Genomic DNA, 18,650 nt, shown 5'->3' on the forward strand with positions numbered 1-18,650 from the left:
TAAAAAGGATATTTAAATAAGGTCACCGTTTTCTTGTAGGACATCAAAAATGAGGGTGTCCACCTCTGAAACCTTTTCGCGATCCTCATATCCCAACCATGCTATTTCCTCAATTTTGTCATGAGGTTTTAGGTCTCCTAAATAATTGGCGGCATAGCACGTCATTCTAACCAGTATTCCGGGTTTATACCCGTCTGCCTGTGCTTCAAAAATACCCACAAAATTCATCGTTGGGAGTTCAATGTCAACGTTGAGCACTTCTTGAATTTCCCTATGTAGGGTTTGTGCATCGGATTCCCCCTTTTTTCTGTTTCCTTCCGGAATATAAAATTTACCACGACCCAAATTTCTGGTCACCAGAATCTTTCCGTCCACAATATGTATCCAAGCCAGTTTGTCAATGATATTGGCGGTAGGTTCAATGTAATAGTCTATGGAGTTCAGGCTATGGTTGGGGTCAATGATGTCCAATATTTTATCAATGAAGCGTCCCTGCCAAGTAAGGGTTTCTAATTTTTTGTTTCGTCCCAGGGCACTGGAAATGGTTTCATCCCTATTCCCAAATTTATACCCTCCGGGTTTCATCCAAAGTAAATTGAGCAGGTGTTGCATGAGCACGTTGCCCAGTTGGTCCACTGAAATGGCTATTTTAAGAAAGAATTCCCCGGTACCTTTAAAACCCTGTTTAAAAAGCGAATGAAGAATACCATAAATGAAACCTAAAGGTCCCGTAATGAGGATAAGCACTATGGAAATAACAAAAAGGAGTGCGCCAATAAATGGATGTACCTTTTTGTCCGTGGTATAGGTGCGTTTTTTTAGAATCATTTTGGATTTTTATACGGCTCTCTGTACTACTTCAAAAATTTTGTTTCCGTCGCATTTGAGGGTTTTGGACGGATATTTAAGGATGAGGGCATAGTCATGGGTAGCCATTAAAATGGATCTACCGGCCTTATGAATTTCCTGCAGCACTTTCATTACTTCAACGCTGGTCTGGGGGTCAAGGTTGCCCGTTGGTTCATCTGCAAGAATAAGCTCGGGGTCGTTGAGGAGGGCGCGGGCAATGGCTATCCGTTGCTGTTCCCCTCCGGATAGTTCATGTGGAAATTTAAAACCTTTTGTTTTCATTCCCACTTTACCCAAGACGTCTTCAATTTTTTGCTGCATCTTTGGCCTGTCCTTCCATCCAGTGGCTTTTAAAACAAAAAACAGATTATTGTTAATGTTTCTATCCGGCAATAACTTAAAATCCTGAAAGACAATTCCAATTTTCCTTCTCAAATAAGGAATTTCTTTTTCCCTGAGTTTTTTCAAGTCGAAACCCACAATACTACCCGTTCCTTTTTTTAAGGGTAAATCTCCATACAGGGTTTTCATAAAACTACTTTTGCCGCTTCCGGTCTTTCCAATAAGGTATACGAATTCACCTTTTTGAACATCTAGGTTCACCTCATTTAGTACAAGGCTGTCTTTTTGAAAAATAGAGGCGTCTTTTAGCTCTAAAATAGTTTCCGACATAGTTGGGGCGCAATGTTTTACTTTAAGTTAGGTAGTTGATCTAAGTTACTTTGACTTTTATTTAGAAACCCGGGCCAACTGTTTTTGTTGATATAAAAGTAATAAGTGAATGTTAAACCCATAGGGAGTCTTCTAAAAAACTTTTTCTTTTGTTAGGTTTTATTTAATGGACCAAATATACTTTGGTACAATATTCGACGTTATTAAAATTAATAATAAGGTTAGTTGAACACTATGCTGAAAAGAATCACCGCTATGGTTCCCGTTTTCTTGGGAGCTGTTTTTCTATGCTCTGCTCAAGAGACAAAAATCTATACACACGATCAAAAGGAATATCAAGATGCGCTGGCACTGTACCACAATGAGCAGTACCAAGCGGCCCAATCTATTTTTTCAAGAGTAAAAGAGTCTACCAATGACTTGGAAACCAAGGCCAATAGTGCATATTACGAAGCCAATGCAGCGGTACGCTTAAACCAATTAGGTGCTGATAGGTTAATGGAAGATTTTGTGGAGAAATACCCAACCTCAACCAAAAGAAATTCAGCTTTTGCAGATGTTGCGGAATATTATTTTGAAACAGGAAAATATCCATATGCCCTTAAATGGTACAACAAGGTAGACCAAGGAGCGCTTTCCAGAAAGGAAATGGACAAGTTTAATTTTAATTATGGATATTCCCTTTTTTCCAGCGGAAAACAAAAGGAAGCGGAGCGTTACTTGCAAAAAGTAGAAAACTCGCAGGTGTACGGCTCGCAGGCAAAATATTATCAAGGTTACATCGCATATCAGCAAGACGATTATGAAACGGCCAATCAAAGGTTCGATGAAATTAAAGATCCTGAAATCCTAGAAGAGAAGATGGACTACTACCAAGCGGATATGAATTTTAAACTTGGTAAGTTTGAAGAAGCCATTGCTTTGGCCAAAAGACAACTTGCGAAAGGAGACCGCAACGAGAAATCTGAACTTTCCAAAATAATTGGGGAGAGTTACTTTAATTTAGGCCAGTATGCCAATGCCATTCCTTACTTGGAAGATTATAAAGGAAAAAAGGGCAAGTGGAATAATACTGATTTTTATCTCCTAGGGTATTCATATTACAAACAGGGCGATTATGCCAATGCCATTCAACAGTTCAATAAAATAATTGACGGTACCAATAGTGTGTCACAAAACGCCTACTACCATTTGGCGGAGTGTTATCTAAAGCTCGATAAAAAACAAGAAGCTTTGAATGCCTTTAGAAATGCTTCGCAGATGGATTTCTCTCCGGAAATACAGAAGGACGCCAATTTAAACTATGCGCGTTTAAGCTACGAAGTGGGCAATGCTTATGAACCGGTTCCACAGGTAATCACGGACTACTTGTCAAAATATCCAAATGATAGCCATACAGAAGAAATGCAAAATCTATTGGTGGACTCATACATTACTTCAAAAAACTTTGAAGGTGCCATGGCATTGTTGGAGAAAAATAAAAACTACGCAAGTAAGGAGACCTATCAAAAAGTAGCCTATTATAGAGGGCTGGAATTATTCATGAACGATGAATATGCTGCTGCGGCTCAAAACTTTCAAAAGTCCTTGGACAATGCCGAAAATTCACTTTTCAAGGCCAAGGCCAATTATTGGAAGGCTGAGGCAGAATATCTTTTGAACAATTACAACGCTGCCCTAAGTGATTATTTGGATTTTAAATCCAATCCTTCGGCTCAAAATACGGAAGAGTTCAAGGATTTGAGTTACAATCTGGCATACACTTATTTTAAACTTAAGGACTATGGGAATGCTATTGGTAGTTTTTCGGATTTCACTAGTCAAAATACAAGCAATACCCAAAAGTTATATGATGGGTACCTAAGACTTGGGGATAGTTATTTTGTGACCAGTAAATATTGGCCTGCCATAGAAACCTACAACAAAGCACTCGCCCTTACCGGGCCGGAAAAGGATTACGCGGCATACCAAAAGGCTATCAGTTACGGTTTTGTGGACAAAAGGGACTCCAAAATAGAGGAACTGCGCTCCTTTGTATCAAAATATTCACGGTCTACACTAAAGGACGATGCCCTTTTTGAGTTGGCTAATACTTTGGTTTCTGCGGGGCAGGAGCAACAGGGGTTACAGACCTATGACCGTATGATCAATGAATTCAAGGGAAGTTCTTTGGTGCCACAGGCGATGATGAGACAAGGTTTGGTACACTACAATGCCAATAGAAATGATCAGGCATTGAGCAAGTTCAAGTCTGTAGTTCATAATTTCCCCAATACCCAAGAAGCTATTCAGGCGGTTTCTACCGCTAAGTTGATCTATGTGGATATGGGCAGGGTTGACGAGTATGCACAATGGGTTAAGGGAATTGATTTCATTGAAGTTACGGACTCTGAGTTGGACAATGCAACATTTGAATCGGCCGATAAACAGAATCTAGAAGGAAAGAAGGATGCGGCCATTAAAGGATATGAAAAATATATAGAACAGTTTCCTAACGGACTTAACTCGGTAAAGGCGAATTTTAATTTGGCACAACTTTATTTTGCCAAAGGAGAAAAGGAGAAAGCGTTACCATACTATCAATTTGTGGCCGATAAATCTGGTAGTGAATATGCAGAACAGTCCTTAACAAGGGTCTGCGAGATATTGATCGGTAAACAAGATTATGCTACGGCTTTACCTTATTTACAGCGTTTGGAGGCACAGGCAGATATTCAGCAAAACCGAACCTTTGCGCAATCTAACCTGATGAAGGGCTATTATGGGCAAAAAGATTATAATAAAACACTTCAATATGCAGAGAAAGTACTGGCAACACCAAGTATAGACAATAGGATAAAGAGTGATGCGCACCTAATGATTGCCCGCTCGGCGATTGCAACAGGAAATGAGGCCAAAGCCAAATCAGCTTATGCAACCGTGCTAACCATTGCTACAGGCGCTACCGCTGCGGAGGCATTGTATTATGATGCCTATTTCAAGAATCAGGATCAGGACTATGAAGCTTCCAATATTTCGGTTCAGAAGTTGGCCAAGGATTATTCAAGTTACAAGGAATGGGGCGGAAAAGGGTTGATTATTATGGCCAAAAACTTTTACGCTTTGGGAGATGCTTATCAAGCCACTTATATTCTGGATAGCGTAATCACGAACTTTAGCCAATTTCCGGAAGTGGTAACCGAAGCAAAAGGAGAACTATCTATCATCAAGGCCAAGGAGGCACAAAGTAATTCATCCGTAAGAACAGATGGGCAGTAATAGAAAAATTACAACGGTGAGTTTAGTATCGGATATGAAAATTGAAAAGAGAACATTAATGAGAGAATATAAAATGCGTCAGCCCTTTGGTTTATTAATACTACTTTTTTTAGGTGCCTTACAGATAGTTTCCGCTCAAGAAGAGGAAGAAACGGATGATATTGGTACGGAAACAGTAACCGTAACCAAGGCGTATACCCCTACCATTTCAGACGCTTTTAAAATAAAGTCGGTGCCAAACTTGAACGATTCTATCGTTTTACAAAAAAAGAAAATAGAATATAGTATTTTTTCAGTTCCTGTAGCTTCTACGTTTACCCCGGCTAAAGGGAAAGCAAATGCAGTGAAGAAAACCCCTCCACCGGTACTTTATAACTCTTATGCATCTGCAGGAGGTGGTAATCCTGCTAATGTAATGGGTAAGTTTTATACCAGTAGGACCATTGATCGAGAATCTGGATATACCATAGGTTTGGACCATAATTCTTCTCGTGGAGACATAGAAGGTACGGCGTTGGACAACATATTTTCCAATACCAAATTGGATGCAAGTTATAGTAAAAGAGATCGTGATTTTAACTGGGGAGTAGATTTTGATTCCCAGCATCAATTATATAATTGGTACGGCATTGAAAATGGCGCGTTTACTGAAACAGAGGTAAATTCCATTGATGAAAGGCAAAATTATTACACCGCGGGCATTACTGGTAAAATTTCTATGGAAGATGCCTATTTTGAAGATGCCAAATTGCACTATAGACGTTTTTGGGACGCTGTTAAATCTGGAGAAAACAGGGCTGTTTTAGATGCAGGTTTGGCGTTTCCCGTAGCGGAAGAAGAACTTGGAATTAGGGCCAAGGTAGATTTTGTGAACGGTACATTTGAAAATTCCAGCCTTAACAACGAGAATAACGAACCGGGTATCAATTATAGTAATTTGCAGGTAGGTCTAAATCCTAACCTAAGGATGTTGGCTGATGGTTTGGTCCTAAACTTGGGAGTAAAATTGGTGTACGGTCTGGATTTGGAGAACAGTGATAGCAATTTTTATATATATCCTGCGGTAACGGCTTCCTATAACTTATTGGATGAATTGGCCATTGTGTATGGTGGGGTTGAAGGAGAACTAAACCAAAACTCCTATTATGGACTGGTAGGTGATAATCCCTACGTATCCCCGACCCTTACAATTCAGCCAACGGATAAACAATATGACGGGTATTTAGGATTAAAGGGGCAACTTCTTCCTAATTTAAGCTATAACGTAAAAGCTTCCTATACAGCAGAAAATAGAAAACCGCTCTACATGCTAAATCCACAGAATACCGTTCGTACGGATGAAAAGGGCTATTATTATGGCAATTCTTTCCATGTTTTTTATGACGATGTAAAGACCATTGGTGTTTTTGGCGAGTTGAATGTGGATGTGAACAGAAATTTTACTTTGGGGGTAAATGCAGAATATTTTAATTATAGTACCGAAACTGACAACCCGGCTTGGAACCTTCCAGAATTGACCGGCTCCTTGTTTATGGATTATCAAATTGGTGAAAAATGGTTTGCTGGCGCCAACCTATTTTATGTTGGAAGTAGAGAGGACCTAGCCTCCGTTGCCAATTCTTCAGGGATTCCTTCTTCGTTTACTTCGGAAATAGTGGAACTGGATTCTTTTTTTGATGCCAATGCGCATATTGGTTATAGGTGGACCGATCAGTGGTCTTTCTTCTTAAAAGCCGCCAACATAGCCAATAATAACTATTTAAGATGGGCAAATTATCCCGTTCAGGGATTACAGATCATGGGAGGGGCTACCTATAAGTTCGATTTGTAATAACAAGTATAATGTAGTTAGTTAACCGATTTTTATAGGTGCTCGTCTATCCTAAAGTAAGATAAGGTAGGGATTCTTTATTTTTGATTGTTTCTACAAAAAGTAAACTTTGCGCTATGATCAGTTTGGGTGAAACGCCATTGATAACCATATCTCTTTCCGTTTTAAAAGACTTTATTAAAAGCAGTAATTTCTTAAAGTTAGTGGTATTAGTAGGTCTGCTGGCAATCGTTGCCTGTAAATCTGATAGTGGTGGTGATTCTACTATAGATTTAGATTCTGATGGAGATGGTATCACGGATGAGCAAGAAGAGTTGAACGGCACCAACAAAAACAATCCCTGTGACCCAAAGCCTACCTCCGGTTATACGGGTTATGACGCCAATAGTACGGTATGGTTGGCTGCAGACTGCGATATTGACGGTATAAGCAATGCCCAGGAATTAACGGACGGTTCAGACCCTTTTTTAAACGAATCAAAAGATAGTGATGGAGACGGGATACCGGATTATTTGGAGGTTGCCAATGGGAGCGATGAGAACAACCCTTGTGACCCCTTACAAGAAGTTGGCTATGATGGTTACAATGCATTAAATTCAGTATGGGCTGCTTCTGATTGTGATGCTGATGGAGTTTCCAATGGAGATGAAGTAAGCGCCAGCACCAATCCCTATCTGGATGACACGGTGTATGCAGTGGCGGAATTTCTGCCAAAACTTTCTGAGTTAAAACTATTCAGGGGAAATATTGGCGATTTGCTTCCCAATCCTACCACGCATGAATATAGTTTAAGTACGCCACTGTATTCGGATTATGCGTATAAATTCCGGACCATATCCTTGCCCGAAGGCGCACAAATGACCTATGATGGAAGCGGACTTTTACAGTTTCCGGATAATACCGTTATCACCAAGACTTTTTATTACTACAACGACGAAAGAAATTTTGATTCGGGCAGAAAATTGATTGAGACCCGTCTTTTGATTAAAAAGAACGGAGTTTGGACAATGGGTAATTATCTTTGGAACGAAGAGCAGACAGAGGCCAATTTATCCAATAGTGCGCCAACGGTGCCCGTCAATTGGATAGACGGTAATGGGGCTTCCCAAACGGTCAATTATCAAGTTCCGTTTTCAATTAATTGTACCCAATGTCATAATGTAAATAGTACCCCGATCCCAATTGGGCCCAAGGCCAGGAATCTAAATTTTGAATACAACGGACAAAATCAGTTGCAATATTTTATTGATAAAGGCTTGTTAACGGGGGTACCGGCGTTATCGGAAATAGAGAGGTTGCCTGCTTGGGACGATTCCAATTTTTCATTGGCGCAACGTGCCCGAGCCTATATGGATGTGAACTGCGCACATTGCCACCAACCGGGTGGTAATCACAACGCAAACACGCCCGGAAGACCAGATTTTCGTTATGAAGTTTCATTAGCAGATGGTCTTTTTGTTGAATTTAAGGATGATATAAAAAATAGAACGGAAACCTTGCCGGCCTACGGTCCCTCCATGCCACAAATTGGTATCACCGAAATTCATACAGAAGGAATTGATCTTATTCATCAGTATATGGATACGCTGTAACGCGGTTAGGAATCCATCCACAAACTAATATTTCCTACATTTAGGGAGTTTTTGTCGCTCCTTCTATGTTACCTCGTTTACTTGTAGCTATTATTTTTGGATTTGGAACCTCATCTACCTTCTCGCAGAATTTGGTTCTGAATCCGAGTTTTGAAGCGTATACCCGTTGTCCGGAAAAACTAGGGAACTTTAACATTGATGTTGATATTTGGACTACCCCCACCGGTGGTTCTACTGATTATTTTAATGGGTGCAGTACAAAAATGGGTACACCCAAAAATTTTAATGGGGCTCAAGCTGCGGATTTTGGTAAAGGATATGCCGGACTTTATTTTTATGCTCCGGATGATTATAGGGAATACCTGCAGGCAGAACTTAAATCTCCTTTGGTGGCGGGAACCAAGTATGAAGTCTCCTTTTATGTAAGTCTGGCCGAAAAATCAGATTTTGCTATTAAAGAGTTTGGTGCTCTTTTCTCCAGCCATAAAATTGAAAGTGATACTAAAAAGGAGTTTTCCAAACGCTTGTGGTATGAACACAAGGAAAATAGTTATACCTACTTGGAAATGGGCTACAGTAATTTCTATTCGGATACCCAGGATTGGATTTTAGTGCATACCCAATTTGAAGCAAAGGGAGGGGAGCGTTTTATGATATTGGGCAATTTTAAAAATAATAGAAGAACTAGATTGTTCAAAACAAAGAAAAATGCCAAGCAGGGAGCATACTACTACATAGATATGGTGAAGGTGCTTGAAATTGAAGACTCACCCGGCAATAAAGAACAATTGGAAGGTGATTCTTTGGACAAGAAAGAGTTTAAGGTGGGCGAGACCCATGTTTTCAGGAATGTTCTCTTTGTTTTTGATGAATTTCATCTAACTGAACTAGCTCAAACAGAACTCCTGCAAGTCTTGGAGTACCTGCAGGATAATTCAAAAATCGGTATTGTTATCAATGGCCATACGGACAATGTGGGCTCTAAATCCTATAATAAAAAATTATCCCAAAAAAGAGCACGGGCGGTGGCGTCCTTCTTGCAAGAAAAAGGCCTTTCTAAAAATCGGATTTCCTGGAATGGCATGGGAGGTTCAAAGCCAGTATCCACAAACGATAGTGATGAAGGCAGAACCCTCAACCGCAGGGTTGAATTTATATTTCAAGAAATGTCTTCTAATTAAAAATTACTAGTAATCCGAGTACTCTGTTGGGTAGAGAAGTAATTTATCAGCCTTGTTCATGTTGTTTTTGTATTTGGGGTCGTGTACCAGCACGCCCCATTTATCCGAACTAAAAAATGCTTCCCATTTGGCATCTCTCGTTTCCATATCCGTGAATGTGGTCATGTACATTAAGTTGGGCATTCTATCACCAGATATAACTTCCCCGTAAAAAACCGCGTTAAATCCTAAGGATTCAAAGAGTTCTACTTCTCCGCCTGCATTGAACATATCCACTTTATTCCAATAAGTAGCCTCGGTGGGAGATTCGTAACTTCGTAGCTCATAGACTCTATCTTTCCTTTTCCCGGTAACCTTGGAGGCTCTCATTTGAGGCATTTCTCCAAATGCCCGCATCAAGGTAGAATTAATACGTTCATAGGGCGGGTTGTCATATTTGGCTTTGATGTAATCTTCCCCCGCAGCCATGTAGGTGGAGTCTTGGTCCAGTTTTTCCTCTAATTGCACAAATTGGTCGAGTGATGTAAATGGAATTAATACATAAATCTTATTTGCCAATAAATAATTGTTAGGTCTGTATTTGAAAACGCCCACGTTGTTGATTCCGGCCTTCTTGAGAGCGGGCAAATAAGCATTCTCCAGAAAGTTGTCCATCCTACTTTCTTGTTGTTCGTCTTTTAAAGTGTACATTTTTAATTGATAGTACTCCCTTTCAGTATTCTGGGATAGGCCTTCCTTTGCACACATAATAAAAAACAATGCTATGATGGCCAATTTGGCTGAGTTTAAAGTTTTCATTTGTTCAGTTTAAGTTTGAAAGTGAATAAACTTAATGAAGATGGGCCAATAAACCTATTGCAGGCCTTAATTATTTAAAGTTTGGCGAAGGAGATAAAATAGTATCTTTAAGAAAACTTAAAAATTAAATCCATGAAAAATGCTTTGAAGAAAATAGCTTTTGGTCTTCTTTGTTTGTCTTTTTTTTCGGTCAATTTGATTCAAGCTTCTAGCGAACAATCAAAATATTCTGATATAGAGTTTCGTAATCCGTTGATTGCGGATGGTCTTGTGGGCATTTGGAAATATACGGTGGTAAGTGCACCTCTTGAATATAGCTCAGGCGTCATAGTCATCAGCCAAAAAGATAAAGATTATGGAGTAGAAGTTGAATTGAGCGGAGCAACTTTAAAAGGTTACAATGTGCAGGTGGTCGGTGCCAAAATTACTTTTGATGTAAATGTGGAAGGAACTGTTTTCTCTGTAGCCTTAACTGCTGAGGGGGATTCTATATCTGGAGAAAGTTCTTCTTATGACGGTACCTACCAAATTACTGGTTCTAGAATCACCCCGAAATAAAAAAACTTACATCCGCCAACTATTTTTTACACCTCACTAATGATTAGATATTTTTTCCTTTCTATTGGCCTCATTTTTCTTTCTTGTCAACCTACCAAGCAAGAGGTAGATTTGCTGGTAATTAATGCTAACGTGTATACGGTAGATGAGAAATTTAATACCGTAGAGGCCTTTGCCATCAAGGAAGGTAAATTTGTAGCTGCAGGAACTACTAAAGAAATAACGGATAGATTTACGGCAGCTGAGGTCGTAAATGCTGATGGAAAAGCCATAACTCCAGGTCTTATAGATGCCCATTGTCACTTTTATCGATTGGGTCTGGACCAACAAACGGTAGATTTGGTGGGTACCAAAAGTTATCAAGAAGTATTGGAGAGGGTTCAGGCCTTTCAAAAGAAAAACCCCTCTAATTTTATCATTGGAAGAGGCTGGGATCAGAATGATTGGGAAGTAAAGGAATTTCCAAACAAAAAGGAGCTGGATGAACTATTTCCGGATACACCGGTTTCTTTAAGTCGTATAGACGGCCATGCATTATTGGTGAATTCTGCCGCTTTAAAATTGGCGGGAATCAATAATAATACCAAGGTTGATGGTGGTGAAATCGTCAAATATGGCAATGAAATTACGGGTGTTCTAATAGACAACCCTATGACGTTAATAGATTCCATAACTCCAGCACCTAATTTGCAAACAAGAATTAAGGCATTGAAAGATGCCGAAGCTATCTGTCTTTCTTACGGATTGACAACCGTGAACGATGCAGGGATAGACCGCTCTACCATAGAATTGATCGATAGCCTTCAGCAGATAGGTGAACTCAGTATTAGGATGTACGCTATGATCAGCAATAATCCAAAGGAGGTAGATTATTTTTTGGAGAAGGGTCCTGTTAAAACGGAGAAATTAAATGTGCGCTCAGTAAAAGTTTATGGCGATGGGGCCTTGGGGTCAAGGGGAGCTGCGTTAAAAGAGCCTTACTCTGATAAACACCAACATTTTGGCGCCATGGTAACTCCCGTAAATGAAATAGCGGATTTGGCAAAAAAGTTATCGGTAACCGAGTTTCAAATGAATACCCACGCCATTGGCGATTCTGCGAATGCGGTGGTTTTAAGGGCCTACAAAAATGCTCTTGAAGGGAAAACCAATAAAAGATGGAAGGTGGAACATGCGCAAGTTATTGATGAGGAAGATTTTGATTATTTTGAAAAAGGGATTATACCATCGGTACAGCCCACCCACGCTACTAGCGACATGTATTGGGCAGAGGACCGTTTGGGAGAAAAGCGCATACAAGGAGCCTATGCCTATAAATCATTACTTAACAAAGCCGGCATGGTGGCCTTGGGTACCGATTTTCCAGTGGAGCAAGTGAGTCCATTTCTAACTTTTTATGCGGCTGTGGCAAGACAGGATTTGGAACAATTTCCAGAGGGTGGTTTTCAGAATGAAAATGCCTTGAGTAGGAAGGAAGCATTGCGCGGTATGACTATATGGGCGGCTTACTCCAACTTTGAGGAAAATGAAAAGGGAAGTATTGAGCCCGGAAAAATGGCGGATTTTGTTATATATGAAAAGGATATGATGCAAGTACCCTTAACTGAAATTCCTAAAACAAAGGTGCTAGCTACTTATATTGGCGGAGTAAAGATGTAAGATTCCGAAAACTGCAAATAAAAAACCCAAGGCTTTTAGCCTTGGGTTTTGTGTATAGATAGTAAATAAATTACATTTTGGTAAAAGTGATAGGTACGGCTACTCTTGTTTTGTCCCAACCCATTACGAGTGATGCACCGTCTCCAGTTTCTTGAAAGGTAACGGAAAATTCTTCTAAAGAGTCACCTTCTGATTTAGAGATACCTGATACACGCGCAACATCTGCACTTTCATCATAGGAGTAAGAGCCCCATTGGTTCAAGTTTTTGTTAAGTACTACCGTCCACTCCTTTTCACCAGGAATAGTGAATAAAGAATAAGTGCCTGCCTTGATATCCTTACCGCCAAAATTGGCATCTGTGTAAAATGTAATTTCAGGAGCTTCGTTGGCACCCGTTCTCCAAACTTTGCCAGCGGGAGCAAGTTCTGCAAGGGAACGACCCTTTAATTGAGGTCTGCTATAAATAACCCTTACGGATTTATTGGCAACTTTATAGTCGTTGGGAAAAGACGCCATGTCCATAGGACTTTTGTCCAAACCGCTGAACTTCTGTGCGGTGGCATCGATTGAGAAAAACATGGCTATTGCCAAAAATGCGATAAGAGATACTTTTTTCATGATAAAATAAATGTTTTAATAAAACTACTTAGTTAACAATTTAATCTTTCCTAAAGAGTCGTTAAAATTACTCCTTCTTACACAATCTTCAATTTTTAAATGAATTAAAGTCTATTTTATACAGTTTGAATTGGAATTGATTTAAAAAGTTTCAATGTGTAGTTAAAAATTAAATAATGTTTTTTAATTGAAAGATTAGGTTCATCTTTGCTTTCAAATTACAAATAATCATTTTGTTATGTGTGGAATTGTATGTGCCTTTGATTTAAAGGAGAATTCAGATGTTTTAAGACCGCAGTTGTTAGAAATGTCTAAAAAAGTAAGACATCGCGGTCCGGATTGGAGCGGTATCTATGCAGATGAGAAAGCCATTCTTGCCCATGAGCGTTTGGCTATTGTAGACCCAGCTTCAGGAAAGCAGCCGTTGTTGAGTGAAAATGGAAAGTTGATTTTAGCTGCCAATGGTGAAATTTATAATCACCGGGAACTTAGAAAACAATTTGAAGGAAAATATAATTTTAAAACAGATTCTGATTGTGAGGTCATATTGGCCCTATATCAAGAAAAAGGGGCGGACTTCATAGATGAAATGAACGGTATTTTTGGTTTTGCCATCTATGACGCGGAAAATGATTCCTACTTTATAGCTCGTGACCATATGGGTATCATTCCACTTTATATTGGGTGGGATCAGAATGGAACGTTCTATGTTGCTTCGGAATTAAAAGCTTTAGAAGGAACGTGCTCTAAAATTGAATTGTTTCCTCCAGGTCATTACTTACATAGTGATGATGGTGAGTTCAAAAGATGGTATTCAAGGGATTGGATGGAGTACGATGCCGTTAAGGAAAACGAAACCAGTATTCAGGCCATAAAAGAGGCCTTGGAAGCAGCTGTGCATCGTCAATTAATGTCCGATGTGCCTTACGGGGTATTGTTGTCCGGAGGTCTTGATTCCTCTGTAACTTCGGCCATTGCCAAAAAATACGCCCAAAAAAGAGTAGAATCAGATGATACAACCGATGCTTGGTGGCCACAATTGCACTCCTTCTCAGTAGGTCTGGAAGGTTCCCCAGATTTGGCTGCCGCTCAAAAAGTGGCCGATCATATTGGTACCGTTCATCATGAGATTAAATTTACCATACAGGAAGGTTTAGACGCTATTAAGGATGTTATATATAACTTGGAAACCTATGATATTACCACCATTCGTGCTTCCACACCAATGTACTTAATGGCACGCGTCATCAAATCCATGGGTATCAAAATGGTACTTTCAGGTGAAGGGGCAGATGAGCTGTTTGGCGGATATCTCTACTTCCATAAAGCGCCAAACGCACAGGAGTTTCATGAAGAGACCGTTCGTAAGTTGAGCAAATTGCATATGTATGACTGTCTTCGTGCCAACAAATCTTTGGCGGCTTGGGGTATAGAAGGTCGTGTGCCATTTTTGGATAAGGAATTTATGGACGTGGCCATGAGCATTAATCCGCAGGATAAAATGATCAACGGCGAACGTATGGAAAAGTGGGTGGTACGTAAGGCGTTTGAGGATTATTTACCAGAAAGCGTTGCGTGGAGACAGAAAGAACAGTTCTCAGATGGTGTAGGTTATAGCTGGATAGACACTTTAAAGGAGGTTGTAAATATAGAAGTTACTGATGAGCAGTTGGCCAATGCAAAATACAGGTTCCCTATTCAGACCCCGACTTCAAAGGAGGAATTCTATTACCGCTCCATATTTGAGTCCCATTTTCCATCGGATGCTGCGGCATTGAGCGTACCTCAAGAGGCTTCCGTTGCCTGTAGTACACAGATTGCTTTGGAGTGGGATGAGGCGTTTAAAAATATGAACGACCCTTCCGGTAGAGCTGTTGCTAAGGTTCACACAGATGCCTATGTGAAATAATTAAGTTTGTGTTTGTTATAATAATGCCCCGTCTACTTGAAGGCGGGGTTTTTTTGTGTTTAGGGAGTGCCAATTTTTATGGATTTTTAATGCGCGCTGGAGTGGAAATCCGGAACAGGATTTTTCCACAAATATTGTTGATAACTTAGAGTTAATGTAGTGCTAAAAACCCATATTCTATAGGGTATTCCGTATATTTGCTAGATTGCCAAAATGTAAGTTTAACAACCTTGTAATTTTATGAGCGAAGAAGCGAATAACAAAGAAGAAAACAAGAAAAAATATTCGGCGGACAGTATCCAGGCCCTTGAAGGTATGGAGCACGTACGTATGCGCCCTTCCATGTATATTGGTGATGTTGGTGTGAGAGGGCTTCACCACCTGGTGTATGAAGTTGTGGATAACTCCATTGACGAGGCCATGGGTGGTCATTGTGATAAAATTAGCGTAATAATCAATGAAGATAACTCCATTACTTGTCAAGATAACGGTAGGGGTATTCCTGTTGACCTGCATAAAAAAGAAGGTATCTCCGCACTGGAGGTGGTAATGACCAAAATTGGTGCCGGAGGTAAATTTGATAAAGACTCGTACAAGGTATCCGGTGGTTTGCACGGGGTAGGTGTTTCTTGTGTGAACGCCCTTTCCAATCATCTTAAAGCTACCGTACATAGAGATGGGAAAGTTTGGGAACAGGAATATGAACGGGGTAAATCCCTTTATCCCGTGAAAAGTGTTGGAGAGACCGATGAAACTGGAACCATCGTTACCTTCATACCGGATGATTCAATCTTTACCCAGACTACGGAGTATAGTTATGAGACCCTTGCCAACAGAATGCGTGAGCTTTCGTTCTTGAACAAAGGGGTTACCATAAGCATTACGGACAAAAGGGTAAAGGATAAAGAAGGGGAGTACCTTTCTGAAACTTTTTATTCCGATGCTGGACTAAGTGAATTTGTTAAGTTCTTGGATGGTACCCGTGAACCTTTGATTCAAGGGGTTATCGCGATGGAAGGGGAGAAAAATGGTATCCCTGTGGAAGTGGCAATGGTTTACAACACCAGTTACACGGAGAATTTACATTCCTATGTGAATAACATTAACACGCACGAAGGGGGTACGCATCTTTCCGGTTTTAGAAGGGGATTGACCTCTACTTTAAAGAAATACGCAGATTCTTCTGGAATGCTCGAGAAATTGAAGTTTGAGGTTCAGGGAGATGATTTCCGTGAAGGACTTACAGCAATTGTTTCCGTTAAGGTCGCAGAACCTCAATTTGAAGGTCAGACGAAAACCAAGCTTGGAAACCGAGAGGTTTCTTCTGCGGTGAGCCAAGCTGTTTCTGAAATGCTCACGGATTATTTGGAGGAGCATCCAGATGATGCCAAGGTTATTGTTCAAAAAGTTATCCTTGCCGCTCAGGCCAGACATGCCGCTACAAAGGCCCGTGAAATGGTACAGCGTAAGACGGTAATGAGTATTGGTGGGCTACCTGGAAAATTGTCCGATTGTTCTGAGCAAGATCCTGCGCAATGTGAAGTATTTCTTGTAGAGGGAGATTCTGCAGGTGGTACGGCAAAAATGGGCCGGGACCGAAAATTTCAGGCCATTCTTCCACTAAGAGGTAAAATCTTGAACGTGGAAAAAGCCATGCAGCACAAGGTTTTTGAAAATGAGGAAATAAAGAATATTTATACGGCCCTAGGGGTTACTATTGGAACGGAAGAAGATAGTAAGGCCTTGAACCTGGAAAAATTAAGATATCATAAGGTTGTAATTATGTGTGATGCCGATGTGGATGGTAGCCACATTGAAACATTGATTCTAACGTTTTTCTTCAGGTACATGAGGGAGTTGATAGAAGGTGGCCATGTCTACATAGCAACTCCTCCTCTGTATTTGGTAAAGAAAGGCTCTAAAAAACGCTATGCCTGGTCTGATAAGGAGCGTGATGAGATAGCTGCTAGTTATAGTGGTGGTGTGAGCATACAGCGTTATAAAGGTCTTGGGGAAATGAATGCCGAACAGTTATGGGATACAACCATGAACCCCGAGTTTAGAACGCTTCGTCAAATTACAATTGACAATGCAACGGAAACGGATAGGGTTTTCTCTATGCTTATGGGTGATGAAGTTCCTCCAAGACGGGACTTTATAGAGAAAAATGCCGTTTATGCAAACATTGATGTATAAGAAGTTAGACTTTCACAACATAAATTCGTCCGCCACTTGGCGGACGTTTTATTTTAGGGATATTTATTAATAACCCCTAAATTTTTATTATGAAAGTAAAAGTAGTTTCCCTACTGTTATTTATGACGGGCGTAATGACATTTGCCCAAGAAGATTTGAAAGAAAGAGAACAACAAGCCGCTTTTGATCCGGCTTACACTTCTTATTCTAGGAAGAAACCAGCCTATGTGACACTTAAAGATGGTACTAAAATTGAAGGGCATATTAAGGATGTGGATCGTAAAAAAGGTCAAATACATAGGTTGAAAATCATTGAAGACGGCAAAAAGAAGGTAGAAATTCAGGCTACTGATATTGCAGACCTTTATATGGCACCTTCAGGTTTGGAGCAATTGGATAAGCAGGCCAATTTTTTTAACGATGCCACCAAATGGGGCAAAACAGATGCTTCGAAGCATTTGAGCAAAGGGTATACCATGTATACCAATCAAATGGTGTCTTTGAAAAATAAAAAGAAACCTACGGAGTATTTAATGCAGGTTGTAAACCCCAAGTACAGTCAGATCATTCAAGTTTATACAGATCCTTTTGCCAAACAAACGGCCAGTATTGGCGTTGGTAGCTTGAAATTGGCAGGTGGAATCGCCAAATCCTATTACGTAAAGAAAGGAGAAGAAATCGTTTGGTTGACAAAAAGTAACCTAGACGAGCATTTTGACCGTTTATTTATGGATAGCGAAGAATTTAAATCCAAATATGAAGGGGAGAAGTTTAAATGGAGTTTGCTAGGTGTGTATATATTGGATTACACAGAATTTGCTTTAGATGCGCAGGTAGGTGAAGCAAAATAAATAGCTACAAACTAGGTAATTAAAAAGCCGCATCCTTTTACGGAGTGCGGCTTTTTCGCGTATTTGAACCTAGTAAAATTTTTATTCCCTGGTCGCCATGGTCTGTCCTTGGTTATCAGCAAGAATGGTAACACCATTGGTAGACTGCATATGCACATGTTCTACTGGCATATCGGTTCCCAGGTATGTTATAGTGTATGTATCGTCTTCAATAGACCATTTAAAATCTGTTTTAAAGGTAATGGCTCCGTTTGTTTTTCTATGGTATCTACCTAAATAGGCGTCGTTAAAAATCCACTCATGTCTCACGGTCTCTTGTTTAGCGGTTGGGCTGGATACATTAATTTCTTCATCTGACCAAATGCCAATTACATCATCATTATTTTCAGGGATACGAGAGCAGTTGCTTGCCAAAACAATGGCAACGATGCCAAGAAATGAAAAAAGCTTTTTCATTATGTAGGTTTTTTTGATTCGGGGTTTACAGTACTAGAACGCCCATTTTTAAATCTCTATTATTACAATTCGATGTATGGTTGATATTTGCATTTTTCTTCGTTGAAAGGTCAAATTTTTTAACAGGAGTGCATTTCAACGATGCATTACAACGATTTCGCGATTGAGAAATTGACTAGGAATTCGCTTAATTTTCTAACAAGATTGTTTATTTTTGGAAA

General features: G+C 39.9%; 14 protein-coding genes. 9 read left to right on the forward strand and 5 right to left on the reverse strand.

What is annotated here, in order from left to right:
• Positions 1 to 12 precede the first annotated feature (12 nt).
• Positions 13 to 828, reverse strand: coding sequence for an NUDIX hydrolase (locus BIZ36_RS21110; protein ID WP_286174635.1), 816 nt, complete (start codon positions 826 to 828; stop codon positions 13 to 15).
• Positions 829 to 837: 9 nt separating this feature from the next.
• Entirely contained in the window at positions 838 to 1,521 is a 684-nt protein-coding gene (locus tag BIZ36_RS06660) for a cell division ATP-binding protein FtsE (protein WP_187457100.1), read from the reverse strand.
• Positions 1,522 to 1,755: 234 nt separating this feature from the next.
• Between BIZ36_RS06660 and BIZ36_RS06665 the strand changes: the two genes are divergently transcribed.
• The 4 genes from BIZ36_RS06665 to BIZ36_RS06680 all read left to right on the forward strand — a co-directional run bounded on the left by BIZ36_RS06665 (position 1,756) and on the right by BIZ36_RS06680 (position 9,383).
• A complete protein-coding gene (locus tag BIZ36_RS06665; protein ID WP_187457101.1) occupies positions 1,756 to 4,779 on the forward strand; it encodes a tetratricopeptide repeat protein in 3,024 nt (1,007 codons plus the stop codon).
• Positions 4,780 to 4,837: 58 nt separating this feature from the next.
• Positions 4,838 to 6,610 (forward strand): TonB-dependent receptor domain-containing protein, encoded by a 1,773-nt coding sequence (locus BIZ36_RS06670; RefSeq protein ID WP_222937288.1) that lies wholly within the window; start codon positions 4,838 to 4,840, stop codon positions 6,608 to 6,610.
• Between the two features lie 116 nt (positions 6,611 to 6,726).
• Positions 6,727 to 8,202 carry a hypothetical protein gene (locus BIZ36_RS06675; RefSeq protein ID WP_187457102.1) on the forward strand — a complete coding sequence of 492 codons (1,476 nt, stop codon included), beginning with the start codon at positions 6,727 to 6,729 and terminating at the stop codon, positions 8,200 to 8,202.
• Between the two features lie 65 nt (positions 8,203 to 8,267).
• The gene (locus BIZ36_RS06680) at positions 8,268 to 9,383 is read left to right on the forward strand and encodes an OmpA family protein (RefSeq protein ID WP_187457103.1); all 1,116 of its coding nucleotides are present in this window, start codon (positions 8,268 to 8,270) and stop codon (positions 9,381 to 9,383) included.
• 6 nt (positions 9,384 to 9,389) lie between these two features.
• Here the strand turns inward: BIZ36_RS06680 and BIZ36_RS06685 are convergent, their stop codons facing one another.
• The gene (locus tag BIZ36_RS06685; protein WP_187457104.1) at positions 9,390 to 10,181 is read right to left on the reverse strand and encodes an NIPSNAP family protein; all 792 of its coding nucleotides are present in this window, start codon (positions 10,179 to 10,181) and stop codon (positions 9,390 to 9,392) included.
• Positions 10,182 to 10,313: 132 nt separating this feature from the next.
• Here BIZ36_RS06685 and BIZ36_RS06690 point away from each other — a divergent pair, with 132 nt between their 5' ends.
• On the forward strand, positions 10,314 to 10,739 hold the full coding sequence (locus BIZ36_RS06690) for a hypothetical protein (RefSeq protein WP_187457105.1): 426 nt from the start codon (positions 10,314 to 10,316) through the stop codon (positions 10,737 to 10,739).
• 39 nt (positions 10,740 to 10,778) lie between these two features.
• Positions 10,779 to 12,398 (forward strand): amidohydrolase, encoded by a 1,620-nt coding sequence (locus tag BIZ36_RS06695; RefSeq protein ID WP_187457106.1) that lies wholly within the window; start codon positions 10,779 to 10,781, stop codon positions 12,396 to 12,398.
• Positions 12,399 to 12,468: 70 nt separating this feature from the next.
• Here BIZ36_RS06695 and BIZ36_RS06700 read toward each other — a convergent pair whose 3' ends face one another.
• Positions 12,469 to 13,017, reverse strand: coding sequence for a DUF2911 domain-containing protein (locus BIZ36_RS06700; protein WP_187457107.1), 549 nt, complete (start codon positions 13,015 to 13,017; stop codon positions 12,469 to 12,471).
• A gap of 238 nt (positions 13,018 to 13,255) precedes the next feature.
• Between BIZ36_RS06700 and asnB the strand changes: the two genes are divergently transcribed.
• From asnB to BIZ36_RS06715, 3 genes are all read left to right on the forward strand, one after another.
• The gene (asnB, locus tag BIZ36_RS06705; RefSeq protein WP_187457108.1) at positions 13,256 to 14,926 is read left to right on the forward strand and encodes an asparagine synthase B; all 1,671 of its coding nucleotides are present in this window, start codon (positions 13,256 to 13,258) and stop codon (positions 14,924 to 14,926) included.
• 240 nt (positions 14,927 to 15,166) lie between these two features.
• Positions 15,167 to 17,122 carry a DNA topoisomerase (ATP-hydrolyzing) subunit B gene (gyrB, locus tag BIZ36_RS06710; protein WP_187457109.1) on the forward strand — a complete coding sequence of 652 codons (1,956 nt, stop codon included), beginning with the start codon at positions 15,167 to 15,169 and terminating at the stop codon, positions 17,120 to 17,122.
• An 89-nt stretch (positions 17,123 to 17,211) separates the two neighbouring features.
• On the forward strand, positions 17,212 to 17,973 hold the full coding sequence (locus BIZ36_RS06715) for a hypothetical protein (protein WP_187457110.1): 762 nt from the start codon (positions 17,212 to 17,214) through the stop codon (positions 17,971 to 17,973).
• An 81-nt stretch (positions 17,974 to 18,054) separates the two neighbouring features.
• Here the strand turns inward: BIZ36_RS06715 and BIZ36_RS06720 are convergent, their stop codons facing one another.
• A complete protein-coding gene (locus BIZ36_RS06720; RefSeq protein WP_187457111.1) occupies positions 18,055 to 18,429 on the reverse strand; it encodes a hypothetical protein in 375 nt (124 codons plus the stop codon).
• Positions 18,430 to 18,650 lie beyond the last annotated feature (221 nt).

It is taken from the genome of Cytophaga sp. FL35, from assembly GCF_014349235.1.
Lineage (GTDB): Bacteria > Bacteroidota > Bacteroidia > Flavobacteriales > Flavobacteriaceae > Euzebyella.

What these genes read in the sequence shown, in the direction of transcription:
- BIZ36_RS21110 (WP_286174635.1), bottom strand. Translation starts at nt 828, where the DNA reads ATGATTCTAAAAAAACGCACCTATACCACGGACAAAAAGGTACATCCA.
- BIZ36_RS06660 (WP_187457100.1), bottom strand. Translation starts at nt 1,521, where the DNA reads ATGTCGGAAACTATTTTAGAGCTAAAAGACGCCTCTATTTTTCAAAAA.
- BIZ36_RS06665 (WP_187457101.1), top strand. Translation starts at nt 1,756, where the DNA reads ATGCTGAAAAGAATCACCGCTATGGTTCCCGTTTTCTTGGGAGCTGTT.
- BIZ36_RS06670 (WP_222937288.1), top strand. Translation starts at nt 4,838, where the DNA reads ATGAGAGAATATAAAATGCGTCAGCCCTTTGGTTTATTAATACTACTT.
- BIZ36_RS06675 (WP_187457102.1), top strand. Translation starts at nt 6,727, where the DNA reads ATGATCAGTTTGGGTGAAACGCCATTGATAACCATATCTCTTTCCGTT.
- BIZ36_RS06680 (WP_187457103.1), top strand. Translation starts at nt 8,268, where the DNA reads ATGTTACCTCGTTTACTTGTAGCTATTATTTTTGGATTTGGAACCTCA.
- BIZ36_RS06685 (WP_187457104.1), bottom strand. Translation starts at nt 10,181, where the DNA reads ATGAAAACTTTAAACTCAGCCAAATTGGCCATCATAGCATTGTTTTTT.
- BIZ36_RS06690 (WP_187457105.1), top strand. Translation starts at nt 10,314, where the DNA reads ATGAAAAATGCTTTGAAGAAAATAGCTTTTGGTCTTCTTTGTTTGTCT.
- BIZ36_RS06695 (WP_187457106.1), top strand. Translation starts at nt 10,779, where the DNA reads ATGATTAGATATTTTTTCCTTTCTATTGGCCTCATTTTTCTTTCTTGT.
- BIZ36_RS06700 (WP_187457107.1), bottom strand. Translation starts at nt 13,017, where the DNA reads ATGAAAAAAGTATCTCTTATCGCATTTTTGGCAATAGCCATGTTTTTC.
- asnB (WP_187457108.1), top strand. Translation starts at nt 13,256, where the DNA reads ATGTGTGGAATTGTATGTGCCTTTGATTTAAAGGAGAATTCAGATGTT.
- gyrB (WP_187457109.1), top strand. Translation starts at nt 15,167, where the DNA reads ATGAGCGAAGAAGCGAATAACAAAGAAGAAAACAAGAAAAAATATTCG.
- BIZ36_RS06715 (WP_187457110.1), top strand. Translation starts at nt 17,212, where the DNA reads ATGAAAGTAAAAGTAGTTTCCCTACTGTTATTTATGACGGGCGTAATG.
- BIZ36_RS06720 (WP_187457111.1), bottom strand. Translation starts at nt 18,429, where the DNA reads ATGAAAAAGCTTTTTTCATTTCTTGGCATCGTTGCCATTGTTTTGGCA.